Origin of the sequence: Fervidobacterium sp. (assembly GCA_026419195.1) — a bacterium.
Taxonomy (GTDB): domain Bacteria; phylum Thermotogota; class Thermotogae; order Thermotogales; family Fervidobacteriaceae; genus Fervidobacterium.
In genome coordinates this window covers 208,145-232,812 of the sequence record JANZZV010000001.1, presented here as the reverse complement: position 1 = coordinate 232,812, position 24,668 = coordinate 208,145, and the positions used below count along the sequence as shown (strand labels likewise).

At 36.8% G+C, this 24,668-nt stretch carries 21 protein-coding genes and 1 riboswitch; of the genes, 15 read left to right on the top strand and 6 right to left on the bottom strand.

The window, feature by feature from the left end; all coding sequences use genetic code 11:
* The first annotated feature begins 26 nt into the window (after nucleotides 1–26).
* Together glgX and N2Z58_01075 are read left to right on the top strand one after the other, a co-directional pair.
* Complete coding sequence (gene glgX, locus N2Z58_01080) at nucleotides 27–2,183, top strand: glycogen debranching protein GlgX (protein ID MCX7653264.1); 2,157 nt, start codon at nucleotides 27–29, stop codon at nucleotides 2,181–2,183.
* Between the two features lie 21 nt (nucleotides 2,184–2,204).
* Nucleotides 2,205–2,771: a hypothetical protein gene (locus tag N2Z58_01075; GenBank protein MCX7653263.1), complete on the top strand. Its 567-nt coding sequence runs from the start codon at nucleotides 2,205–2,207 to the stop codon at nucleotides 2,769–2,771.
* Between the two features lie 12 nt (nucleotides 2,772–2,783).
* Here the strand turns inward: N2Z58_01075 and N2Z58_01070 are convergent, their stop codons facing one another.
* Both N2Z58_01070 and N2Z58_01065 read right to left on the bottom strand, forming a co-directional pair.
* Nucleotides 2,784–3,167: a Rid family detoxifying hydrolase gene (locus N2Z58_01070; GenBank protein ID MCX7653262.1), complete on the bottom strand. Its 384-nt coding sequence runs from the start codon at nucleotides 3,165–3,167 to the stop codon at nucleotides 2,784–2,786.
* Entirely contained in the window at nucleotides 3,145–3,885 is a 741-nt protein-coding gene (locus tag N2Z58_01065; GenBank protein MCX7653261.1) for an energy-coupling factor ABC transporter ATP-binding protein, read from the bottom strand. The genes N2Z58_01070 and N2Z58_01065 overlap by 23 nt, the downstream gene beginning before the upstream one ends.
* Before the next feature lie 92 nt (nucleotides 3,886–3,977).
* Between N2Z58_01065 and N2Z58_01060 the strand changes: the two genes are divergently transcribed.
* On the top strand, nucleotides 3,978–4,841 hold the full coding sequence (locus N2Z58_01060; GenBank protein ID MCX7653260.1) for a YitT family protein: 864 nt from the start codon (nucleotides 3,978–3,980) through the stop codon (nucleotides 4,839–4,841).
* Nucleotides 4,842–4,886: 45 nt separating this feature from the next.
* On the opposite strand, the gene N2Z58_01055 is transcribed toward N2Z58_01060, so the two are convergent.
* On the bottom strand, nucleotides 4,887–6,872 hold the full coding sequence (locus tag N2Z58_01055; GenBank protein MCX7653259.1) for a methyl-accepting chemotaxis protein: 1,986 nt from the start codon (nucleotides 6,870–6,872) through the stop codon (nucleotides 4,887–4,889).
* Between the two features lie 361 nt (nucleotides 6,873–7,233).
* On the opposite strand from N2Z58_01055, the gene N2Z58_01050 reads away from it, so the two are divergent.
* The gene (locus N2Z58_01050; protein MCX7653258.1) at nucleotides 7,234–8,436 is read left to right on the top strand and encodes an acetyl-CoA C-acetyltransferase; all 1,203 of its coding nucleotides are present in this window, start codon (nucleotides 7,234–7,236) and stop codon (nucleotides 8,434–8,436) included.
* A gap of 39 nt (nucleotides 8,437–8,475) precedes the next feature.
* Nucleotides 8,476–9,195: a beta-ketoacyl-ACP reductase gene (locus tag N2Z58_01045; protein MCX7653257.1), complete on the top strand. Its 720-nt coding sequence runs from the start codon at nucleotides 8,476–8,478 to the stop codon at nucleotides 9,193–9,195.
* Nucleotides 9,196–9,238: 43 nt separating this feature from the next.
* Here the strand turns inward: N2Z58_01045 and N2Z58_01040 are convergent, their stop codons facing one another.
* From N2Z58_01040 to N2Z58_01030, 3 genes are all read right to left on the bottom strand, one after another.
* Complete coding sequence (locus N2Z58_01040; GenBank protein MCX7653256.1) at nucleotides 9,239–9,949, bottom strand: transporter substrate-binding domain-containing protein; 711 nt, start codon at nucleotides 9,947–9,949, stop codon at nucleotides 9,239–9,241.
* Nucleotides 9,950–10,118: 169 nt separating this feature from the next.
* Nucleotides 10,119–11,096, bottom strand: a complete 978-nt coding sequence (locus tag N2Z58_01035) for a thiamine ABC transporter substrate-binding protein (protein MCX7653255.1) — start codon at nucleotides 11,094–11,096, stop codon at nucleotides 10,119–10,121.
* Nucleotides 11,097–11,181: 85 nt separating this feature from the next.
* Nucleotides 11,182–11,293: riboswitch (TPP riboswitch) on the bottom strand.
* Between the two features lie 45 nt (nucleotides 11,294–11,338).
* Entirely contained in the window at nucleotides 11,339–13,564 is a 2,226-nt protein-coding gene (locus tag N2Z58_01030; GenBank protein ID MCX7653254.1) for an ATP-dependent Clp protease ATP-binding subunit, read from the bottom strand.
* Between the two features lie 202 nt (nucleotides 13,565–13,766).
* Here N2Z58_01030 and N2Z58_01025 point away from each other — a divergent pair, with 202 nt between their 5' ends.
* From N2Z58_01025 to N2Z58_00980, 10 genes are all read left to right on the top strand, one after another.
* The gene (locus tag N2Z58_01025) at nucleotides 13,767–14,948 is read left to right on the top strand and encodes an MFS transporter (protein ID MCX7653253.1); all 1,182 of its coding nucleotides are present in this window, start codon (nucleotides 13,767–13,769) and stop codon (nucleotides 14,946–14,948) included.
* Between the two features lie 57 nt (nucleotides 14,949–15,005).
* Nucleotides 15,006–15,641, top strand: coding sequence for an MBL fold metallo-hydrolase (locus tag N2Z58_01020; protein ID MCX7653252.1), 636 nt, complete (start codon nucleotides 15,006–15,008; stop codon nucleotides 15,639–15,641).
* A gap of 5 nt (nucleotides 15,642–15,646) precedes the next feature.
* Nucleotides 15,647–17,104 (top strand): glycogen synthase, encoded by a 1,458-nt coding sequence (locus N2Z58_01015; GenBank protein MCX7653251.1) that lies wholly within the window; start codon nucleotides 15,647–15,649, stop codon nucleotides 17,102–17,104.
* 42 nt (nucleotides 17,105–17,146) lie between these two features.
* Nucleotides 17,147–18,166: a galactose-1-phosphate uridylyltransferase gene (gene galT, locus N2Z58_01010; GenBank protein MCX7653250.1), complete on the top strand. Its 1,020-nt coding sequence runs from the start codon at nucleotides 17,147–17,149 to the stop codon at nucleotides 18,164–18,166.
* A 22-nt stretch (nucleotides 18,167–18,188) separates the two neighbouring features.
* Nucleotides 18,189–18,998 (top strand): Mrp/NBP35 family ATP-binding protein, encoded by an 810-nt coding sequence (locus tag N2Z58_01005; protein MCX7653249.1) that lies wholly within the window; start codon nucleotides 18,189–18,191, stop codon nucleotides 18,996–18,998.
* 18 nt (nucleotides 18,999–19,016) lie between these two features.
* A complete protein-coding gene (locus N2Z58_01000; GenBank protein MCX7653248.1) occupies nucleotides 19,017–19,478 on the top strand; it encodes a YaaR family protein in 462 nt (153 codons plus the stop codon).
* A 17-nt stretch (nucleotides 19,479–19,495) separates the two neighbouring features.
* Nucleotides 19,496–20,248, top strand: a complete 753-nt coding sequence (locus tag N2Z58_00995; GenBank protein MCX7653247.1) for an undecaprenyl-diphosphate phosphatase — start codon at nucleotides 19,496–19,498, stop codon at nucleotides 20,246–20,248.
* A 144-nt stretch (nucleotides 20,249–20,392) separates the two neighbouring features.
* On the top strand, nucleotides 20,393–21,043 hold the full coding sequence (locus N2Z58_00990) for a hypothetical protein (protein ID MCX7653246.1): 651 nt from the start codon (nucleotides 20,393–20,395) through the stop codon (nucleotides 21,041–21,043).
* Between the two features lie 29 nt (nucleotides 21,044–21,072).
* On the top strand, nucleotides 21,073–22,242 hold the full coding sequence (locus tag N2Z58_00985) for a VWA-like domain-containing protein (protein ID MCX7653245.1): 1,170 nt from the start codon (nucleotides 21,073–21,075) through the stop codon (nucleotides 22,240–22,242).
* A gap of 28 nt (nucleotides 22,243–22,270) precedes the next feature.
* Entirely contained in the window at nucleotides 22,271–24,649 is a 2,379-nt protein-coding gene (locus tag N2Z58_00980) for an endonuclease MutS2 (protein MCX7653244.1), read from the top strand.
* Nucleotides 24,650–24,668 lie beyond the last annotated feature (19 nt).

Sequence of the window (24,668 nt, the reverse complement as noted above, 5' to 3'; positions counted from 1 at the left end):
AAGTTAGAATCCCAAGAGGTGAAAATATGGCAGATTTTCCGCTGCAATACAAGAACCCATCCGCATCTGTAAAGTTAAAAACTAAGAGGGGTTATCCGAGGTTGGGAGCCACACCTGATGAAACAGGTGTTAACTTTGCAATCTTTTCAAGAAATGCCACAAGTGTTACACTCGAGCTATTTCAAAATTACTACGATCTAACACCTTCGCACATTTTTGAACTTGACCCTGTGAAGAATAGAACAGGTGATATATGGCATATATACGTTTATGGTGTAGGACATGGTCAATATTATGGATGGAGGGTAGATGGTCCTTATGATCCGATAAATGGTAAGCGGTTTAATAAAAATAAACTTTTGATAGACCCTTATGCAAAAGCAATCACGACGTTCTTTGACTGGAATGATGATGCAGTGTATGGATATGACAGGAGATCACCATTACAAGATCTTTCATTTTCTACACTTGATTCTGCAGTCAGTATGGTGCGTTCAATAGTGATCGATGATTCAAAATACGATTGGGAAGATGACAAGCAGCTGCATATTCCATGGAATGAAACAATTATCTACGAGATGCATGTCAGATTATTTACCATAAGTCCAACATCAAATGTAAAATTTCCAGGTACATTCTTAGGTATAATAGAAAAACTTGATCATCTAAAAGAACTGGGTGTTACAACAATAGAATTAATGCCAATTTTTGAGTTTAACCTCAATTCTAACCCAAATGTTAACCCGATAACAGGTGAGCGTCTCAAAGACGTATGGGGGTACAATCCTCTCAACTTTTTTTCCGTCACAGGTAATTACTCGGTAGGTCTTAAACTAGGTGAACAAGTGTTTCTTTTTAAAGATTTTGTGAAAGAACTACACAAAAATGGATTTGAAGTAATATTAGATGTTGTTTACAATCACACAGGTGAAGGAGGGGAAAAAGGTCCCACTCTATGTTTCAAAGGTATTGACAATGAAATATATTACATGCTCGATCCAAAAAACAAGCGCTACTATTTAAATTACTCTGGTTGTGGAAATACACTTAACTGTAATCACCCAGTTGTTAAAGAAATGATCATTGATAGTTTGAGATATTGGGCAACAGAAATGCATGTTGATGGATTCAGATTTGACCTTGCATCCATACTTGGACGTACTCCTGATGGACGTTGGATTGGTGACCTATCATTACTAAAAGACATCGCTGAAGATCCAATAGTTGGGAAATTAAAATTAATAGCTGAAGGTTGGGATGCTGCAGGTGGATATCATCTTGGATTATTCCCTGAAGGCTGGGCAGAGTGGAATGGAAAATACAGAGACTGCATTAGAAGATTCGTTAGAGGTGATAATGGAATAATACAAGAACTGATGTTTAGAATATCTGGAAGTCCAGATTTGTATGCAAATAGAAAACCACACGCAAGTATAAATTTTATAACTTGTCACGATGGTTTCACAATGAGAGATCTCGTGTCTTACAACCAGAAACACAACGAAGCAAACGGTGAAAACAACAAAGATGGTAGCGATGAAAATTTTAGCTACAACTACGGAGTTGAAGGAGATACAGATGATCCAAATATTTTGAAAATCAGAAAGCAGCAGATAAAAAATTTCTTTACAATTCTGATGGTATCTCACGGCACACCAATGATACTCATGGGTGATGAAATGTTTAGAACTCAGAAAGGCAATAACAACGCGTACTGTATAGACGATGAAACAACCTGGGTTGATTGGAAGTTGAAAGAGGAACACAGGGATCTATTTGAATTTGTAAAGAAAATAATAAATTTCAGAAAAGAACATCCTGCTTTAAAACGAGAGCATTTTTTTGAAAAGCAAGATAAATTCGGTAATAAAATAACGGATATAACTTGGCATGGCATAAATCCATTTGAACCAGACACAGGGTACTTCTCGCACTCAATCGCGTTCATGATATCAGGATTCCATCCAATAAGCGGGGTACAATTCGACAATGATATTTATGTTATACTAAATCAATGGAAAGAGCCTTTAAGGTTTATACTACCCCCACTATACGCAAAAAGTTGGTACAGAGTAGTTGATACTTCTGTGGACTATCCAAACGATTTCTTGCAAGATCCAGAACCTGTTGGTGGTTATTACATAGCAAGACCGTACAGTAGTGTTATACTTATATCTAAATAACAAGTCACATGAGGTGGTAAGATGAGTACACTGATTGCAATTTTGACTATAATAACTGGATCTTACTTATCAACAAGACTTGATAACCTTTTGATTTCACGTTTAACTGTTGCAGGTTTTCTTATAATAACCGGCTTTTTAGTACGAAATCCGATACTGTCAATATTTTTAACTATCTTACTATTATTTTCTAAAACATTACACTCACCTATAAAAAAAGATGTGATAAAAGATCTTCAATCCTACCTTTTCAATAAATTAATGGTCAGAAACCAAACATACCTAATGCTTGTCTTCACAGGAGGAATCTTTCTTGGTTTGTCGTTACCTGCCGTGAAAAACTACCCAGTGACTATAAGCATCTTCATTGTGCTCACAACGCTACTGATATACTTAGTCGAATATTCGAATAAGAAGAGCTTTGAAGAAAAAATAAGAAAATTCCAAAAAACGTCCGACCACTTAGAAGCTTTAAAAGAAGCATTTGAATTGATGTCACCTTTTAAACAAATAAACACAGAAGAGTTAATCAAAAACAGGTTAGAAGTTTGGAAAAACTACAATCAAAAACAGGCAAGCAAAAATTAGATGTTATTAAATTCAACACTCTACGATAAATTCCATTTCAACGGTAGCATTTTTTGGTAAACTTTGAACACCAACAGTACTTCTTGCTGGATAATTCTCTGTATAAGACTTAAAGAATTCTTCATACGCTTCATTTATCTTCGAGAATTCATCAAGTTTTGTTGTAAATACTGTTGTTTTTACAACATGTCTTGGAGAAAGTCCGATCTGTTCTAACATAACCAAAAGATTCTCTAAAATTTGCTTTGTTGCTTTCGCAATATCGTTTGTAACCACTTCACCTGTTTCTGGTATTATTGGAAGTATGCCGGAGAAAAATATCAGATTACCACTTTTAACAGCCGATGAATACGGTCCAATAGCCTTCGGTCCCTTATTGAACCTCAAAACTTCCATTAACACTCCTCCTTTCAATTTGAGATTTTTCCAAAATATAACGATTTTTGGCACTTTCTTTGTACAACCTGATTCCGTCTTTTACATCACCTTCAAACAATATCTTACCATCTTCCATGAAAATACATCTATCACAGATAGGAGCATATAAGTTAAGCTCATGTGTCGCTACGACTATACCTTTACCTATACTCTTCAACTTTTCTATAGCCATAAGTACCTCGCGCTTACCGTTTTTATCAAGCATCGCAGTAACTTCGTCAAGTAACAAAAACTCCGGTTCTAAAGCAAGTACAGAAGCTATTGCTAATCTTTGCTTTTGCCCTCCTGAAAGATAATAAGGATCATACTGTCGTAAATGATCCAGTTCAAGCAATTCAAGTACATAGTTTGCACGTTTTTCCATTTCATCCTTAGAAAGTCCTATGTTCTCAAGTCCAAATATAACATCTTCCCACACTGTGCTACCTATTATCTGTGTTTCAGGATTTTGAAATACATACCCGGTTAAAGCTGATAGGTCATTACTACCTGCAGATACCAAAATACTTCCAGAATACTCGAGTATACCTGCAAGAACTTTAAGCAACGTGGACTTACCTGAACCGTTGGGACCGACTATTAAAACTACTTCCTCACTCTTAAAATAAGTTGAAATAGAGTTTAAAATAATACGATTGTAAAAACTCACTGTAACATTTCTTAATATAATTTCCAAGCTTCATCACTCTCCAGATGTTATAATATCATACATGGGAATACAAAGCAACTTCAAACAAAAACTAATCAGAAGAAGGAGGGAAGTAAAAAATGAATATCAAAGAACAGATTAAGGAGTATATCCTATCAACTGTAGGGGTATTTTTGACAGCTCTTGGACTTGTCATATTCTTCATTCCAAACAACATAGCAGCAGGCGGAGCAAGTGGTATAGCTATGATATTACACAAATTTATCACAACTGTACCTGTTGGTGTATGGATGTATATTATTAACATATTATTATTCGTCTTAGGATTCATACTTGTTGGAAGAGATTTTAGTTTTAAAACAATTTACTCGACTTTTGCACTAAACTTTTTTGTGGATTTATTTGACAGGGTACTAAAAATACCAAAATACGGTGGTCAAGACCTTATGTTGGCGGTGTTTTTTGGTAACATCCTCGCGTCTATCGGAATGGCTATAGCCTTTGCAAACAACTCGTCAACTGGAGGAACGGACATCATTGCCAAAATAATATCCAAATATTTTCATACCCCCATTGGTACAACATTACTGATGGTAGATTTTACTGTGGGTATAATTGCAGGTTTTACATTCGATGCACACATAGGTATGTACGCATTGCTTGCCATAATAGTTAATGGAATTACTATCGATTTTGTGTTGAAAGGTCTTGAACTTTCAGCAACATTGCTTATAATATCAAGCAAAGTTGAAGAGATAAAAAAATACATCCTTGAGTCTATGGAACGTGGTGCAACAATACTGAAAGCAAAAGGAGCCTATTCTGGAAAAGACTTGGATGTACTTTACGTCGCACTAAAACGAAGAGAATTAGGAGAAGTTTTAGCTGCTATAAAGCACATAGACTCGGATGCGTTCGTCATAGTAACTGAGGCAAGGTACGTACTCGGTGAAGGATTCAAAAAAATAGATAAATTAATATAAAAAGCCCGAGAACTCCTCGGGCTTTTAGGTACTTTACATTAATTCTCAAACCTTGAATTTCCTTACCGATTCAACGAGTCTTTCAGCAACTTGATCAAGAGTTTCTGCTGTCTTTGCAACTGTACTAATTGCATCAACTTGCTGCTTAACTGCTGCTGTAACCTCACTCATTTGCTCTACCACACTTACCATCGATCTACTTGCACTGTCCATTGCACTGCTCATCTCTTGTGCTGCCGCACTTTGTTGTTGCGCACTCGCTGCTAAGTTCTCTACCATCTGTGACATTTTGTGAATACTGTTCATGATCTGTTCAAACTGATTCTTCACAAGACTTGACTGACCAGCTGCTTGATTTACTATCTCTACCGTCTCCTTTGTCGCTTCACTTGCCTTGACACTTTCATCTAATATACCTTTTAAAATATTGGCTATATTTTGAGTTGCTTGTTTACTTTCTTCCGCAAGTTTCCTTATCTCATCTGCAACCACAGCAAATCCTCTACCTGCTTCTCCTGCCCTCGCTGCCTCAATAGCTGCATTTAGCGCTAGCAAGTTCGTCTGCTCTGCTATTGAATTTATGGTATCCACTATCTCACCTATATTCTTTGCACTATTTGACAGTTTTTCAACTGTTTCGTAAGTAGCATTTGCCTTTGCCTTCGTTTGAACGATAACATTTGTGATATTATCAATAGCCTTTTGCCCTTCGTTGGCAAGATTCGATACCTTTTGTGCTTCCTCACTCAACTTTTGAGATGCGTTGGCAACATTCTGAGCACTAGCTGCAACTTCTTCTATTCCACTTGTGAGTTCTTCTATAGCTGCAGATGCATTGTTGATATTTGTGCCAACATTTTCAACCTGAGCTGTGAGTTCTTCTATGGTAGCACTAACTTCTTCAGACACCGCAGCAACTTGACCCGCTTCTTGTTTGACAGTACTTGAATCACCTTGAATCTGCTGAGCCATTCCTCTTAAAGCTGTTACCATAGTTTCAAGTGTTTTGCCAAGTATACCTATCTCATCGTTGCTATCTACTTTAAAACGAACTGTCAGATCTCCAGCTGATATTTGTTTTGCAACTTCGATTAGACTGTTGATAGGTTTAACAACGTAATTTCTTGATATAACGAAAGCTATCACCGCTGCCAATAAAACAGCAACTGCTATCACAACAGAAAACGTTAAGGTCATTCTGTTCACTTCTTTCATTAAGTCCTTTTCAAGTACTAAGCTTGCATAAATCCAGCCATTTGGTAAACGTTTGTAGCCTGTATGCCTTGCCTTTCCATCAAATATATACTTAAAAACACCACTTTCTGCACCGGATTGCCATTTTTTAAAAAAGTCCGTATCCTTTACGTTTTTACCAACGTACTCCTTTACACTGTGTAATATGATTGTACCATTGTTACTCACAACCGCGTTGAGATATCCCAGTTCTTTACCCTTTTGTAAGAGCTTACTTGCTAATTTTGAACACTCAAAATCAAGTCCAACTACACCCGTTATTCCCTCGTCAGTTTGTATTGTTTTCGCAATAGTTATTACAAGCTGACCAGTTGAAGCGTCTTCATAAGGTTCCGTAATGATTATTTGACCTGGATTTGAAACGGCATCTTTGTACCACGGCCTTGTTCGCGGATCATAACCTTCCGGCAACTTAGTTTCTGGTACAAGGTACATGCGACCATCTTTTAATCCAGCGTAAACGAAGAGTACGTTTGGGTAACTCTTGATTACTTTATCAAACAGCTTTTTCATCCACTCTTCTTCGTTGAACTCATTTTTAAAGACACCTGTCACGTTTGCATCTTTTGATAGTAAATCAACTAACTGAGTGTGAGCTTGTATGAAATTCCAAAACTCATCCGCACTGCCTTCTGCAAGAGATTTCAGGTTCTGTTCTGTTTTGCTGATAGTCTTGTTTCTAAGCTGAACCACAGCCAACACACCTATACCTACCATAAAGATAATTAGCACAATACTAATAAGTGTTATCTTCCAAAAAATGGGAACGTTTTTCATACAAAAACCTCCTTTCTTAATTTTTAGTGGTTTTACCTTTTAAATAGTTTGCAAACCGCACAATTTTCTTAAGTTGAGTTACGTGAGTATTATATCACAAATTCACGAAAATTAAGCAAATGTAGTTATTTTGGCGAAAGTCATAAAGTAGGATTTTTTAGAAAATTTGTTCGAAAGCCTTATTTACAAAGTGGATTCTTTTGTAATTTAAGTTATATTTATTTTACCTTATGTTTTATTACTTTGACATGGATACATACGAAATGATTTAATATGTATAGCAATAATGTGAAAGGTGATTCATGTATTATTTTAGTAATTGTGTGTTTGGACAAAACATTGCGAAACGGGAGGTGCGGTTATGGTCTATATTCTTGGTGCGAAAAGAACAGCCATAGGTACATATGGTGGTTCGTTGAAAGATATCCCAGCGACTCAACTTGGAGCGATAGCATCCAAAGCTGCGATGTCTCAAGCCGGTGTATCAGCAGAGGATGTGGATGAAACAATTATAGGTTGTATACTCACAGCAGGTCAAGGAATGGGACCAGGTAGGCAAGTTTCAATTTATGCTGGTGTTCCTGCAGAAAAGCCGGGATATACGGTAAATATGTTATGTGGTAGTGGTATGAAAGCTGTCATGATTGGAGCTACCGACATTGAATTAAACGAAGCTGATGTTGTGTTAGCAGGTGGAATAGAAAGTATGTCGCAAGCTCCTTTCATGTTAAGTTATAGGGCAAGATTCGGGTTAAAGTTTGGTTCTCAAGAGTTACAAGATCATATGATACATGATGGTCTTACAGATGTGTTCAATAAAGTGCACATGGGGTTAACTGCCGAGGCTTTGGCAGAGGAATTTGGTATAACCAGAGAAGAACAAGATGAATTTGCTTACAACAGCCAGATGAAAGCAAAAGCTGCCATTGAAGCAGGTAAGTTTAAAGATGAGATTACTCCTGTTGAAATTCCTGATAAGAAGGGAGTTAAAATATTTGATACCGATGAACATCCCAGATTTGATACAACACTCGAATCACTTGCAAAGCTGAAACCGGCTTTCAAACCAAATGGTACAATAACTGCCGGTAATGCAAGTGGTATCAACGATGGTGCGAGTGCGATTGTGATCGCAAGCGAAAGATACGTAGAAAAAAGAGGTTTAAAACCCATCGGAAGGATTGTAGCTTGGTCTCAAGCAGGCGTTGATCCGATGAAAATGGGAATTGGACCTGTGCCAGCTACCGAGAAGGTACTAAAAAAAGCAAACTTGTCGTTTCAAGATATAGAGCTTATAGAACTCAACGAAGCATTTGCCGCTCAAAGTCTCGCCGTAATTAAAGGTTGGGAAAAATTGTTTGGTGTTACAAGAGATTGGATATTACAAAGAACAAACGTTAACGGTGGAGGTATAGCACTTGGTCATCCCATTGGAGCAAGCGGAAACAGGATAATAGTAACCTTGCTTTATGAGATGAAAAAAAGACATGCAAAATATGGTCTTGCAACGCTATGTATCGGTGGTGGTATGGGCACAGCAGTTATTGTTGAAAACATAGAATAGTTATGCTTTCCATATACAACTGATGAAGGGGGAGTTTGTATGAGGCTCGAAGGTAAAGTATGTATTATAACAGGCGCAGGAAGTGGTATCGGAAAGGCAGCAGCCGAGTTATTTGCCAAAGAAGGTGCTACTGTAATTGCTTGTGACCTTAATGAGACAATTTATGACAATCCAAACATTCACTTTTATAAACTTGATGTAACAGACAGGGTAAGAGTAAGTGAAGTGGTAAAAGATGTGGTTGATAAGTTTGGAAAAATAGATGTACTTGTGAATAATGCTGGTATAACAAAAGATGCGTTAATTCAAAATATGACGGAAGAGGATTGGGATAAGGTTATAAACGTAAATTTAAAAGGTGTATTCAACATGACACAAGCGGTTGTACCACACATGCTCGAAGCCGGAAAGGGTAGTATAATCAATACATCTTCTGTTGTAGGAGTTTACGGGAACATAGGTCAGACGAATTATTCTGCGACAAAAGCAGGTGTGATAGGTATGACAAAAACGTGGGCTAAGGAATTTGCAAGGAAAGGAGCACAAATAAGAGTTAACGCAGTGGCTCCTGGTTTTATAAAGACACCTATGACGGAAAAAGTACCAGAAAAGATATTAACCGCTGTGGCCGAAAAGGCTGCGTTGAAAAGAATGGGAGAACCTATCGAGGTTGCATACGTTTACCTATTTCTTGCATCTGATGAATCATCTTACATCACAGGGCAAGTGATAGGGGTAGATGGAGGACTGGTGCTATAATATTCAAAAAATCGAAGAAACTCCCCGTAATCGGGGAGTTTCTTTATCTTATGTTTCCCACGTAACTCACAATAACTTGATTTATATAATTATTTTTAAGATTTCTTATCGTTTCGTTGATTTTTGTACTCAAATCCTTGTTCAAAATTATATAACCAACGTTTATTTTGTAAACAAGCTCTTTGTAAACTGTAAAACCATAATTTCTCGATAGATATAATGCGTTTATATAATCGAAAAATGCGGCGTCTATCTTTTTGGTCATCAGATTTGCGATTATCTCTTCGTTTGAGACAAAAGATGTATATTTGACATTCTTACCACTATTTATCCAATCTTTAACTATCCTTTCACCGGTGGCACCTTGTTTTACACCAAAAACAATCTTTTCAACATTACCGTTCCATTGCAGTCCCTTTTTAAGAACTATAGCAAGTCCAGATTCGGCGTATGGTACAGAGAATGTGTATAACTTTTGCCGCTCATCTGTCATGTGAATACCTCCAGCTACTATGTCTAATCCCAGTTTGTTCAAAATATCGGGTGCAAGCGCTGAAAAGGGTAACACATATACTTCCAATTGATACCCCATAACTTGTGCCACCTTTTTTAAGATGTCGTAATCTATTCCTCCGAAAGATTGCGCCTTCCAAAATGCATAAGGCAAGCCCAAAAGAAAACCAACTTTGAGAAATTGTGAAAAAAACTGACTCATCAACACTACTACAATTATTAAAATCATTAGCTTCCTCATATTTTCAGCCCTTTCCGCAAGATCGTAGTTATCACAATATTTTAGACCATTGCTTCTTAGAAATTGTTTTAAACAAATGCTAGAGATTTCTTCCTAAAAATAAACAACGAAAACCCCAGCACAAAACCTGGGGTTTTCATTGTTTGGTTAATATTTTGCTATGTGTCTATCAACCTATAACTGCTTTTTCCCATTTTTTCAATATTTCGTCGAGTCGATCGTTCACAGCAGGATTAACCTTTAAGATTTTTTTGAACGTTGGAACATATTTGAAAACTTCTGGCAGATCCACATTTATTACAGGTAGCATCCATTGGTTGAGAGGTACTTCTTTTTGGAAGTCAGGTGTAAGCATAAATTCAAGAAAGGCTCTTGCAAGTGCTGAATTTTTTGAACCTTTGATTATCGAAGCATATTCTTCAAGTACGTAGGCACCCTCTTCAAATATAACAGGCATGTATTTTATGGTACCATATCTGTACATACTGTATGCACCGTCGGTTGCGTAGCTAATGATCATTTCAGCTTCTCCACTTTCTAACATTTTAAACGCTGCACTCCAACCACTTGTAAACGTGAGAACGTTCTTTTTCAACTCTTTCCAGTATTCCATAGCCCCGTCTTCTCCCATAGCGGCAATTGTCCACATGAGAAATGTCAAACCTGTACTTGAAGTACGTGGATCTATCAAAACTATTTTACCTTTGTATTCAGGTTTAAGTAAATCTTTAAATGATACAGGAGGATTCTTGATCTTCTCAACATTGTAAATCATAGCAAGTGCACCATAATCGTATACAGTCCCATAATCTGTTACAAGTGCCCTGTAGGTTATGTTTTTTGAATTTACAGGTCTGTATTTTTCCAGTATACCTTCCTTTATAGCCTTTTGAAGTTGCTGAGGATTCAGCCCAATTATAACATCTGCCTTAGGTGCATTTTTCTCTGCAATTGCCCTTGCTAAGACATCCCCCATGGAACCAAAACTTACAACCTTCACTTTACACTTGTACATCTTCTCGAATTTTGGTATGACCACCTTCGCAATTCCACCTGCAAAACTATCCGATGTGTAAATCACAAGCTCAGCAGCAAACGAAAAAGTAAAAAGAGAAATCAAGAATACTATAAGGAAAACTCTTTTCATACTCCCACCTCCAAAAAATATAAAGCGTCCCTTTTGGAGGGACGCATTCTTATTGTAAGTCTTACGTTTTCCATCATCCAGTACTCATTTCGAGTAACCTGGTCCCTCCGCCGGCATTATCCGGATCAGGTTCGAAGGGTCGAAGGATTGACTCCTTCCTCTCAGCTCCGCGACATGGAGCTCCCCTCCAGGTATGAATTCTGTTTTCTAAATTTAATTATAACTCTTCAAAAACTATCACGTCAAGTGTTTAATTCCCAACGTAACCCTTCGTTGTCCCAGTAAAATCTCACCTTTTTTCCTTGTGTGATCTGTTCGTCTATTATGAGCTCTGCAAGTCTAAACTCTATTGTATTTTCAAAAAACCTTCTAAGAGGACGAGCTCCCATCGAAGGTACATAACCTTCCGTTGCTAAGTATTCCATAACTGATTCATCAAGGCTAACAACAATATTTTGATCCGATAATCTTTCGTTTAGCTCTTTAAGATATATAGATAAGATTTGCTTTATATGATCTTTTTTCAAAGGTTTGAAAATAACGGCTGCGTCTATTCTGTTTATAAGTTCGGGCTTGAAGTACCTTCGCATCTCTTCTTCAATATGTCTTGGTATAGCCTCCTCAATTCCTTCTTCGATATCCTGCATAATAACATCAGAACCTATATTGCTTGTCATTATTATGATTGTATTTCTAAAATCAACCGTTGTTCCTTTCCCGTCTGTTAACCTACCGTCGTCAAAAAGTTGTAAAAGTACATTGAAAACCTCAGGATGTGCCTTTTCTATTTCGTCAAGTAACACAACACTATATGGTCTCCGTCTAACTTGTTCCGTAAGTAGTCCTCCTTCTTCATAACCAACGTATCCTGGAGGTGCACCTATAAGTCTGGAGACGGAATGCTTTTCCATATACTCACTCATGTCTATTCTAATTAGAGCCTTTTCACTACCAAAAAGCACGTCGGCAAGACGCTTTGCAAGTTCGGTCTTACCAACACCGGTAGGTCCAAGGAATAGGAAAACACCCAGCGGTCTTTTTGGATTCCTTATGCCAGCCCTTGACATCTTAATAGCATTCGCAACTATCTTTACAGCTTCTTCTTGATCAACAAATTTTTCATGAATTATCTTCTCTAAATTTTTGATCTTTTCTTTTTCATCACCCATAATCTTCCCAACGGGAATACCAGTCCATCGTTCGATAACTTTCCCAATGTCTTCTTCGGTTATTATACTCTTTCCATCTATTTTAGCTCTTGCGGAGGCTTCGTCTACCAAATCAACAGCCTTGTCAGGTAAAAATCTGTCAGATATGTATCGAGCCGACATCTTAGCGGCAAACTCTAATGCTTTATCAGTTATATTGACTTTGTGAAACTCTTCAAATTTTGTTTTTAAACCCTTGAGAATTTCTATAGTTTCCTCAACTGTAGGTTCTGAAACGAATATGACCTGGAATCTACGGGCCAGAGCTTTATCTTTCTCTATGTGTTTTCTGTACTCTTCCACGGTTGTGGCACCTATTACCCTTAAAGTACCTCGTGCCAGTTCCGGCTTAAGTATATTTCCGGCATCGAGTGCACCTTCTGCCGCTCCAGCACCAACTACAGTATGCAACTCATCGATAAAGAGAATTACATCAGTTCTCTTCTTTAATACGTCGATAAGTTTCTTAAGTCTTTCCTCGAACTCTCCTCTAAACTTGGTACCAGCCACAAGTCTTGCAAGGTCAAGCTTTAGAATAGTTTTTCCTTTCAAAAATTCTGGCACTTGACCTTGCACTATCTTTTGTGCTAAGCCTTCAACTATGGCTGTTTTACCAACTCCAGGATCACCTATTAGTACTGGATTGTTCTTGAGTTTTCTACCTAAGATCTCTACCATTCTATCGATTTCGTTCTCACGCCCAACAACGGGCATTAACTGATTATTCTTTGCCATTTCAGTTAAATTTTCCGTAAATTTTGCGAGGATATCAATATTCTCTTCCTCGGAATAAGTTCGCTGCATTCGAAGTTGTTTTATTGCACTGTAAAGTTTGTCTTGAGTAACACCATACTTGGCTAACAATCTGTACGTTGTAGTTTCCGGGATAAGGGTCATGGCTAAGAGTAGATGATCTGTCCCTACTTTTTCATCTCCCATGCGCTTTGCCTCACGCTTTGCTTCGTTTACAACTTTTATTGTCTCAGGTGTAGTATAGATCTGGCCTGTGCTGGAAGTTCCAGCATAATAATAATATCCTCCCTTAGATGATATAATTCTCTCCAGATCTTTTCTGAGCGAATCAGTGTCCGTGTTAAGATACTTCAGAATATCTATCGCAGCGTTTTTCGGATTTTCGAGCATGGCTAATAAAATATGTTCAGGTGCAAGTTGGTTTTGCCTGTATCTACTGAGTACATCACTAACGGATTGCAATATTTCTTGAGCATTTTCAGTGAATTCTTCCATATTGAAATTCATGAGAATCACCTCCTCAATTTTGTCTAAGTGTATCATATCATATTAGCACTCGTTTGTCAAGAGTGCTAAGTTGATTGTACAAAAGATTGACAAAGAGTAAGAAAAAAGTCAAATACGAAAGCATTGTCAAACATTCTTATCGTGGTAAAATGAAACTGAAAGTTAGTAATGCGAATAATTCTTGTTCGAAGAAAATTTATTTTTGGCAGGTGGTAAGAACGTGTCGCAGCCTTTGCTTATAACCTTATTTACGTTTATGGACGGTATAGCACAGAGTGTTTATGGAACTTTGTTTAATTTAGCACTCCGAAAAGGTGGTATACCGACCAATGTTGTTGGTAGAATTACATCTTCTAATCTTTGGGGAGCGGCTATCTTTGGCTTGTTATTTGGATTGATAGCTGACAGATTTGATAAAAAGAAACTTATAATTTTGTCTCAATTGCTAAGTATTTTCTTTGGTAGTTACAGGGTTATTGTTAAATCGAGTTTTCAATTGAATATTACTTCTTTTTTCTTTGGAGGCTTTTCTTCTGCTGTTGCCATAGTACTCTCCACATTACTCGTTTTGAAAACAAATAAAGAAAATAGATCCAAATTCTTTGGGTTGAATTTTGGGGTTGGTATGTTTACTGGCGTCCTTGGGAACATAGTTGGCGGTATGTTAGGTGATGTATTTAACATAAGGTTGGTGTTGATTTTTTCAAATTTGACACGATTGTTTGCTCTAATTCCATTGATAAAGGTAGATGTGGAAACTGCAGCCACAGATTCGAATAGGATCAATATTCGCGAATTTTTCAGTACTTTCTTGCCAGGTAAATCTAAGGTGGTGTTTTATTATCTTATGTCTGTAATAAGTGTTGGATTTGGTGCAGGTTTGTTTGTAACATTTGGAAATGTGATATTTTACGATCTTTTCAAGTTCAGTTCAACGATTATAGGGACTATACTGTCACTTGCACAGCTGGCTACAAGCTTAGGCGCTGTTTTTTCGCATAAACTTGGCAAGAAGTTTGGAGATATGAACATTCTTGTTTTCTCCTACGTGTTTGTACCGATATTGATTGTTTTGCTTAGTTTCATCAGGGAACCAATTACATTTACTTTTGTGTACGTGTTGAGATTCGCCGTTATGAATATGGTTAGCCCTTTACTCAGCGCACTCATTTTTTCAAACGTACGAAAAAGTAGGCTGGCTACGGTTAACGGCGTAAGCAATTTTGTTAATAACGTTGCCAGAGCTCTGTCAGCTGAGTTATTTGCGTTTCTGACAGTGTTTCAAAACGGTTATACACTTATATTTGTTATAAGTTCCGTTTTTTACTTTTTGAATGCGTATGTGATGATAAAAATGTATAAACATTTAGGATATACTGGCTGATATGAGAGGAGATATTTATGGTATAATTGGTAAAAAGTTCTCTTGGAGGGTAAGTTTATGCAAATGGAGATACTCGTCATTGGTGGCAGTATCAGAGTACCGAAGAATGTCGAAGTAGCCTATTCAACCGCTTGTCTACTCACTACTAAAGATCGGCTCGTTCTTATAGACCCTGGAGACTATGTATCTTTTCACGCACTTGAAACTGAACTTGAAAAGAGGGGTATCGTTCCTGAAGACATTACAGACATCCTCTTAACACATCTTCACCTTGACCATGCCTATGCAACCAAGATTTTTTCAAACGCCACTGTATATATTCATCCTGCTTACAAAAACAAGCCGTATAGTAAATTTGGGATAATTAAAGGCAGGTTGTATACGGAGATCCTCCAGTCGTGGAAGGCTGTTTCTGAAATAAAAGCTGGGGATTTTTTATTTGAATGTGTAAAAGTTTTTCATACACCCTGGCACGCTAAGGAACACTGTTCATTTTTGATAGAGACCGAAAACATGGGGAAGGTGCTTTACACTGGTGATATAGTTATGAATAAAGTAGAATTTTATGATATAATAAGATGGTTAAGAAAAGATGACTGTGCACGGTTTATAAATAAAGTTGGGCGTGAATGTGATTATATAATCTTTACACACGATGAGTACGTGAAGGCAGCTGATTATCTTAGGGGGTGAAAATTATGAAGATTGCCATGGTTTCTTACGAAGTCTATCCATTCGCCAAAGTGGGTGGGCTAGCAGATGTTGTTGGGGCACTTCCAAAGTATCTTGAAAAGCTTGGAATAAATGTCGACATTTATATGCCATTTCACAAGAAAGTCAGACAAAATGCGGAAAAGAATGGATGGATTATTGAAAAGATAGCTTGTAGTGTTGATACGCCTGTTTTGAGAACAGATGAAAAATTTGATATCTATAAAACAAATCTACCCGGTTCTAAATCGGTAAATGTTTTCCTAATAGCAAATGAATATTATTTCAGCGCTGATGATGTTTACCAAGGTCCGAATCTTGCCGAGCAAGCGATATATTTTTCTTGTTCCGTACTTGAAGCAATAAGGAAATTGGATTTTGATTATGACGTAATTCATGTAAATGATTGGCAGACTGCTCTAATACCGGTCTACTTGAAGACCGTGTTCCGCGACGATCCTGCTTTTTTAAAGATGGCAAGCATTTTAACTATACACAATCTTGGCTATCAAGGGTTGTATGAGCCTGAGTATCTCAAATTTGCAGGATTGCCAGATTATCTTTACAACATTGATGGGCTCGAATTTTATGGAAAGATCAATTTTCTAAAAGGTGGTATAATATTTGCCGATATTATTAGCACCGTGAGTCCGACTTACGCGCATGAGATCCAGACAAAAGAATACGGTGAAAAACTCGATGGGGTTTTGAGGGTTAGATCTTCGGATCTATATGGTATACTGAATGGGATAGATTATGAAGAATATAATCCAGCAACTGATGAACGAATTTACGTTAAGTACGATTTGGAGAATATAAATAAGAAAAAAGAAAATAAAAGGATGCTTCAAAAAGAGCTCGGGCTACCCGAGAAAGATGTTCCACTGATAGGTATGATCAATAGACTTGTTGACCAAAAGGGACTCGATATCATGGCAGAGATTATGGATTATGTTTCTTTGTTTGACTTACAGTTTGTATTGCTCGGTACAGGTGATGAAAAATACGAGCAGATGTTCAGAAAGTTGGGAAGCAAATATCCAGAAAAATATTCTGTAAATCTAAAATTCGACATCGTGCTTGCACAAAAAATATACGCTGGTGCGGATATGTTCCTTATGCCGTCACGATACGAACCTTGTGGGCTTGGTCAAATGTACAGTTTAAGATACGGGACGATTCCAATTGTAAGATACACGGGAGGTTTGGTTGATACTGTAAAAGAGTATAACCCAGAAACAAAAGAAGGAAATGGATTTGGATTTGAAGGATTTGATCCTGCTCACCTACTAAAGGCTGTCGCAAAGGCACTGTATTTTTACAACAGTCCCGAGGATTGGAATCAGGTTGTAAACAATGCAATGAAGACTGATCTGAGTTGGGAAAAATCAGCAAAAGAATATGTAAAACTTTACCAGAGAGCAAAATCAAAAGTTCATAAGTGAAATGTTTTGATGTTGAGATAAATCGCACAAGGAGGAACTGATATGCCCGAGTATAGAAAGGATCCTGTTGTAAAAAGGTGGGTTATTATCTCCACCGAGCGTGCAAAAAGACCACACGATTTTCAAGTTCAACCTGAAGAAGTAAAAGTGGCATTCTGTCCGTTTGATTATGGCAACGAACATACGACCCCTCCTGAAATTTTGGCATTTAGACCTGCTGATACGCAGCCGAATACGCCTGGATGGTGGGTTAGGGTTGTTTCGAATAAATTTCCTGCAGTCGATCCAGAATTACCAGTTGACAGGTACGGACACGGAATGTACGATGCGATGACTGGATTTGGTTATCACGAAGTAATAGTAGAAACACCCGATCATAATTCAACATTTGCACTTTACGACTATAGGCAAACAGAGGAAGTTATTTGGGCATATTTGACGAGATACAGAGCTATGGCGCAAGATGAAAAAGTGAGGTATATACTCATATTCCGAAACCATGGAAAAGAAGGTGGTGCCTCGCTTGCTCATCCTCATAGTCAGATAATTGCAACACCTGTCATACCCAAGACAGTTCAAGAAGAACTTGATGGTTCAAAAGACTATTATTCTTATAAAGAAAGATGTGTTTTTTGTGATATGATAAACCAAGAAAGGATTGAATCAAGAAGAATAGTTGAAGAAAATGAGCACTTCATTGCATTTGAACCGTATGCTGCAAGGTTTCCGTTTGAAACATGGGTACTTCCAAAAAGGCATGCACACGATTTTGGAAGTATCACAGAACCAGAAGTCAGATCTTTTGCTCAAATTATGAAAGATACACTTCATAAGATTCATGTAGTATTAAATAACCCGCCATACAATTTCTTGATTCACACAGCGCCGGTTGGCGAAGAAGGAAAATTTCACTATCACTGGCATGTTGAGATAATACCAAGACTCACAAGAGTTGCAGGGTTTGAATGGGGATCCGGATTTTATATCAATCCTGTACCACCAGAAGATGCTGCTAAGTATTTAACGGAAAATTACAAAGAGATTCTCGAAAATCAACGATAAAGACTTAGAAAGGAGATTTAAAATGAATTTGAGGCTTCCAGAAGATCAGAAGATTAAAAGACTAAAAGAAGATGTTAAATATTTTGTAGCCGTGTTAAGTGGTAAGGGAGGAGTTGGGAAAACCACGATTTGTGTAAACTTAGCTACAGCACTTGCAGAGAGTGGGTACAACGTTGGAATACTTGACATAGATATTCACGGACCAGATATTGTTAGGATGCTGGGTGTTAATGCTAGCCCTTCTGTTGATGAGAATGAACGTCTGATTCCAGCCCATATATTCCCAAATTTGAAAGCACTTTCGATATCCATGCTCGTTGAGGAAGGTAAACCAATAATTTGGAGAGGACCATTAAAACACTCAGCTATAAAGCAATTCTTAGGTGATGCAGAATGGGGAAAACTTGATTTCATGATTTTTGATTTGCCCCCAGGAACAGGTGATGAAGCGTTAAGTCTCTTTCAAACGATTGGAAAAATAAATGGTGTGCTCATCGTTACAACACCTCAAAAAGTAGCATTAGACGACGTCAGAAGAGCTATTACTTTTGTCCAAACAATGAATCAACCAATACTTGGTATCGTTGAAAACATGTCTTATATGAGGTGTAAAGAAGAAATCATCTACCCGTTTGGAAAAGGTGGAGCTGATAAGCTATCAGAAGAATACAATGTACCTGTGCTTGGTAGAATACCAATGGATCCAAGAGCACTTGAACTTCTTGATGAGGGAAAACCTATAACTATTTATTACAGAGAAAGCGAGATAGAACACGCATTTAAACAGTTAGCAGAAAATGTAGCAAAAAGTGTTGAAAAAGTACAAAAGTAACTTTAAGGATGTGAAAGTGTGCGTATTGAACCACCTTCCAACGATCCTAAGTTAAAGAGCGGTGCTATCAAAGGAAAAAAAACACATAAAAAGGAAGAAGTGTCGCATAAAAAAGAAGCGGCATTTTTTGGTATTTTTGAAGAAGCCGAAGAAGAAGCTATTAGAAAAACCATTGAAGAGATGGTTTCTGATGTAATCGAGGCTGGAAATGACTTTGTACGTTCCCCTACACCAGACAATCTTAAAAAATACAAAGAACGTATTAAAAACGTACTGAAATACATAGAGAAAAACTTATATAAGATATCTGGTAAATATGATTTCTCTCTTTCTCAACCTAGATTACATATTGTTGCAGAACAAATAGATGAAAAATTACTTCAAATTTCCTCTTTACTTATGGAAGCTGAAAAAGATACGATAAAGCTCGCACAAAAAGTTGGGGAAATAAACGGACTTTTGTTTGATCTTTATAGATAATCGAGCAATAAAAAGGAGTGAGCTTTTTGAAAGAATTTCTCTTAGGTGTTGTACAAGGGTTAACAGAATTTCTACCTGTTTCAAGTTCTGGTCATCTTGGACTTTTCTCAAAACTTATGAGCTTACCATCTGATTTGGCACTCTTTGCGTTTTTACATCTTGCTACTTTTTTGGTCGTCTTGATCTTTCTGTGGAATGATGTCTGGACTATAATCTTAGGGTTAATTAGATTACAAAAAGATTCTTGGCAATTGGCATTTAAAATTATCGTTTCTTCTGTTCCAGCAGGTGTGATTGGATTGCTTTTTGAAAAAAAAATCAATGAGGCATTGTCGTCTCAAAAGTTAATTGGTCTGTTCTTCATCATAACTGCCGTCGCACTTTGGTATTCCGATAAATTCTCTGGAAAAAAGACAATGGAGACATTGAGTTATATAGATGCACTAACAATAGGACTTTTCCAAGCAGTAGCAATTTTACCAGGTGTATCAAGAAGTGGACTTACACTTGTGGGAGCGTTAATTGTAGGTATGGCAAGAACCGACGCGTTTAAGTATTCTTTTTTAATGAGCATACCAATAACCTTGGCTGCAGGACTTTTTGAGATGCGACATATTACGTTCACTCCATTGATCTTCTCTGGATTTGCAGGTGCGTTTTTCTCAGGTCTAATTGCGCTTGTTATAGTAAAAATGTTAACAATTTCTGCTCACTTGAAATATTTTTCTATTTACCTCATAATACCTATTCTTTTAAGTTTTTTCCTATAAGTAGATTCAATTTAGTAACAAATTATATTTAACCTTGCTTTCCCGGGATTTTCCCGGGATTTGTTCTTTCTCCGAAACTTATCTTATGATATTGTGGTATAATTATAATTTAGAAGTGCATCATTTTTTTAAGGGGTGATGTGTTTGAGAAATTTACAGATAACGGCTACATTAGTGTTTTTACTCATAGTAATCATTCCCCATCTCAATTTTCCAGTGCAGTTTTTCTTCAACACAAAGGAAGGAATGGGAATATATGGAAAAATAGACGCAATCGAGTATATTGTTGGATATCCGTATTCTGAAATAGGATTCGCAACCGATATGGATAAAGATGGATATTTGAGAATAGGAATTTACAGTGGAGTTGACTTTTTAAGTAATTCTTACCAGCTATCAGTAAAACCAACGGTTGATATAACCACATTTGAACTGAGCTTTCCACTAACGATGATCGTACGAAATACAATAACGAACGAAGCAACAGAAGTTGGAAGAACGTATATATCCATTGTGCCTTCATGGACGCTCCAGAATAAGTTTAAGGTACAGTTTGCTATGCATTACTCAGCATTGTATCTTTGGTACGATCCAGCTTTTGGAGTTAGTATCCCCACCGTGAAAACCGATCAGTTACTAAGGACTAAAATTGATTTTAAACTAACTTATTTTAACGAATTTCTATCACTCTCAATTGGTTACAGTGCATTAATTAGGTGGTTATCTTATAGGAGTACTTTTATAACTGGCGACAACACAGTGTATTTTGAGGGTCGATTTAAAATTTCGTTCTAAAGTTGATTTGATCGAAAGGTGGAGTACGTTTGAAGATCGACGATAAAATAGACAGTGCTTTGGGAAATCTGATCAAAAAGAACGCCTTTTACGCTTATTTGCTAATGGGATGCAAATTCAAAGAAGCTAATGTTAAAAATATTGCACTGACAATAACAAGAAATGGAGACCTTCTTTTCCTTTACAACCCAGTTAGTTTGTACCTTAAAAATCCATCAATTATTGAAGGACTCCTTTTGCATGAAATAATGCACGTTATCAATAGACATCACCTTATAAGACCAAAAGACAAAAAGGATATGATGATCTGGAATCTTGCAAAAGACGCGGCCATAAACCAATTTATTCCAGAAATTGATGCTTTAAGCGTACCTTTGAATGTACTGATAGAAGAAGGACATGGAACAGATAATGATCTTATATTCGTAGGTCCTCCCGCAAATATGTTAAATAAAAGTGTTGAAGAATATTATGAATACATTTTAAACGAATTCATCAAAAAGGGGAACTTTGATGTTGAAGCGGTTGCAGAAAGGTTGCCAAATAATCATACTTTTGAAAGTGATGTACCCATTGAAATGATTGTTGAGATTACCCAAAAAAGGCTTGAAAAGGCGTTCAACCTATTTGGCAGTGAGTTACCCTCTGGACTCAGACAAAATGTGAGTCTGAGCATATCGAATCCTATTATAAACTGGGAAACAGCGTTGAAAAAATTTGTTGGTTTATCTCAACGTGGTGATAAATATTCCACACCTTTAAAGCCAAACAGGAGATATGAAGATCAGCCTGGTTGGAAATTCGTATACGAACCTAAACTTGTAGTTATTTTGGATACAAGTGGAAGCATAATTGAAGAGGAATTAAACTGTTTTATAAGCGAAATAGACTCAATTGCTAAGAATGGAATAAATTTCACGTTGATTCAAGTTGACAAATCAGTGACTTTTGTAGGGGAATACCGATTTGGAGGTTGGAGAAACTTAGAGATTTTCGGAGGAGGAGAAACAGATTTACAACCTGCAGTTGATATAGCTCAAACAAAATTCAGATGTGAGGGTATGGTAATTTTCACAGATGGCTACGTTGATGTACCAAAAATACAACGAAGGGTTTTGTTTGTACTAAGCAAAAAACATAACCCAGAATTTTATTTAGATGCCAAGAAAATCTATGGTAACGTATTTGTGTTAAGGTAAATAATTTATAACTAACGGAGGAATACGAATGGAAAATACAACAGACAAAAAGCTTAATTACTTGCAAAACTTAAGAAAAAAAATCGACTACAATGAAGTATTAGAAACTTACAAACGCTATTGTTACTCTTCCTTAGGAAAAGAATACCTTGAATCTTTGAATCCTTACAACTTAAATGTGCAGCAAGAACTGACTTATCTCTCCGAACTTACAGATTTTGTTAAAAACAACGGATTTCCAGATCCTGATGGATTTGCTGATGTGCGACCTTTATTACAAAAAGTTGAAAATGGACTTTTATTGGAAGGCACTGAGTTCTTGCAGATACTCAAATTTCTTGAAGGTATAAAACGAATTAAGCTCATGTTCAAAGAGCAGAGAAATTCTATTTTTCAATCTGGCATTTCCAATCTTGTGTACAAATTAAACACCTACGAAGAAATTATAGAAAATATAAAAAAAGTCATAGATGAAAATGGAAATGTTAAAGATAGTGCTTCTATTTTACTCAGAAAGATCAGAACCGAACATACGCAGCTAACAAAGGAATTAAGACACAAAGCAGAGCGTTTTATTTTGCACAATCAGAATCTCTTACAAGAATTAAGCTATACTATAAGAAACGACAGATATGTGTTCCCTGTTAAATCAACTGAGCGCAGTAAAATAAAAGGAATTGTACATGGTACGTCCTCTTCAGGTTCTACAGTTTACCTCGAACCCGAGGAATTTATTCAGTTGAACGACAAGATAAAGATTTTAACTGAAGAGGAAGCAAAAGAAATTTCAAGGATCCTCAGGGAGTTAACAAGCAAAGTTTTTGATAAATTACCAACGATAAAGAATGATATAGAAGTTCTTAAGCGATTGGATGGATTGTTTGCAAGAGTCAAGTATATCTTGGAAAAAGGTGCTTCTATAATATTCCCCGAGTCTAATTACCTTAAACTTTCAAAAGCAATGCATCCGCTGATACCGGAGGATAAGGTTGTACCTATAGACGTTGAGCTACCATCAGACAAAGTAGGGATCGTTATTACAGGACCCAACACAGGTGGTAAAACTGTCTCTTTAAAAACTATAGCACTTTCGATATTGTTAGCAAGGAGTGGTTTCCCATTACTAGTTGGTGAAAGCTCACGAATTCCGAACTTCGATGTTTATGTAGACATTGGAGACAGTCAAAATATATTAGAAAACTTGAGTACATTTTCTGGACATATAGTTAATATCGTCAAGGCTTTGGAGCTTGCCGACGAAAATTCTTTGGTGCTTATAGACGAGTTAGGTTCAGGTACAGACCCTTACGAGGGTAGTGCTATAGCACTCGGAATAATAGGTGAGTTGATCTCCAGAAACATAAAATTCATAGTTACAACACACTTAACACCTGTAAAACTTTACTCAATGTCTCACGATAAGCTAATCAGTGCATCTATGGAATTCAATCCAGAAACTCTTTCACCTACATACAGAATACTTATGAACATCCCTGGTGCATCCCATGCATTTGAAATTGCAAGGAAATACGGGCTCTCGGAGAATATACTACAAGAAGCACAAAAGCATCTTGATGAAGAACACATAAAAATAGAACAGCTTATAAAAGATTTAAATAAACATGTTAGTGAACTTGAGATAAGAAAAAGAGAACTTGAAAACACGCTGAGGGAATATCAAAAGCAAAAACGTGATTTTGAAGAAAAGTATAAATTATTAAAACTTAAAAGGATAGAACAGTTTGATAAGGAACTTAGAGAAGTTTACAAAGATATTCAAAAAGCAAAGAGAGATTTACAGATATCACTTTTAAGTAAAAAATCTGAAAGCGAGGAGTTGATAAGGAAGCGCTTGAAAGAAATGGAAAGTGAAGTTAAACAACTTGAAAAGATCCAGGAGAAAGTCGAAAAGGTAATTTACGAAGCTAAAGTGCCCCGAGAAAGTCGTTCAATTTCCTTAGGTGATCATGTTAAGTTGATCGAAGGAAATGCAGTTGGAAAGGTTATTGAAATAAAAACAAAAGGTTATTTAGTCGACTTTAACGGTATAAAGATAGAAGTAAAACCAGAAAAGCTTGTTAAAATATCACCTACTGATAAGCGTGAAGATTTAAAAAACTCAGAAAACAACACAAACATCTCGACAAAAGTTATAACCAGTAGTATATCAAAAAATGAAATCGACGTAAGAGGGTTAACAGTTGAGGAAGCAGTTGAAAAGATTGATGAGTTTATTGATCAACTGATTTATTCTGATTTTTCAACAGGTTACATTATCCACGGTAAAGGCACAGGAAAATTGGCAACAGGAATCTGGAACTACCTTAGACATGATAAGAGAATAAAGAACTACCGCTTTGGTCGACCTGATGAAGGCGGTGTAGGTGTGACTGTTGTGGAGATTTGAAGCAGTTGAGGTGAAAAAC

Bases quoted from the DNA above. Each gene is read 5' to 3' on its own strand.
- N2Z58_01045 (MCX7653257.1), top strand. From the start codon at position 8,476: ATGAGGCTCGAAGGTAAAGTATGTATTATAACAGGCGCAGGAAGTGGT.
- N2Z58_01070 (MCX7653262.1), bottom strand. From the start codon at position 3,167: ATGGAAGTTTTGAGGTTCAATAAGGGACCGAAGGCTATTGGACCGTAT.
- N2Z58_01075 (MCX7653263.1), top strand. From the start codon at position 2,205: ATGAGTACACTGATTGCAATTTTGACTATAATAACTGGATCTTACTTA.
- N2Z58_01020 (MCX7653252.1), top strand. From the start codon at position 15,006: ATGCAAATGGAGATACTCGTCATTGGTGGCAGTATCAGAGTACCGAAG.
- glgX (MCX7653264.1), top strand. From the start codon at position 27: ATGGCAGATTTTCCGCTGCAATACAAGAACCCATCCGCATCTGTAAAG.
- N2Z58_01005 (MCX7653249.1), top strand. From the start codon at position 18,189: ATGAATTTGAGGCTTCCAGAAGATCAGAAGATTAAAAGACTAAAAGAA.
- N2Z58_01030 (MCX7653254.1), bottom strand. From the start codon at position 13,564: ATGAATTTCAATATGGAAGAATTCACTGAAAATGCTCAAGAAATATTG.
- N2Z58_01060 (MCX7653260.1), top strand. From the start codon at position 3,978: ATGAATATCAAAGAACAGATTAAGGAGTATATCCTATCAACTGTAGGG.
- galT (MCX7653250.1), top strand. From the start codon at position 17,147: ATGCCCGAGTATAGAAAGGATCCTGTTGTAAAAAGGTGGGTTATTATC.
- N2Z58_01040 (MCX7653256.1), bottom strand. From the start codon at position 9,949: ATGAGGAAGCTAATGATTTTAATAATTGTAGTAGTGTTGATGAGTCAG.
- N2Z58_01055 (MCX7653259.1), bottom strand. From the start codon at position 6,872: ATGAAAAACGTTCCCATTTTTTGGAAGATAACACTTATTAGTATTGTG.
- N2Z58_01050 (MCX7653258.1), top strand. From the start codon at position 7,234: ATGGTCTATATTCTTGGTGCGAAAAGAACAGCCATAGGTACATATGGT.
- N2Z58_00980 (MCX7653244.1), top strand. From the start codon at position 22,271: ATGGAAAATACAACAGACAAAAAGCTTAATTACTTGCAAAACTTAAGA.
- N2Z58_01015 (MCX7653251.1), top strand. From the start codon at position 15,647: ATGAAGATTGCCATGGTTTCTTACGAAGTCTATCCATTCGCCAAAGTG.
- N2Z58_01035 (MCX7653255.1), bottom strand. From the start codon at position 11,096: ATGAAAAGAGTTTTCCTTATAGTATTCTTGATTTCTCTTTTTACTTTT.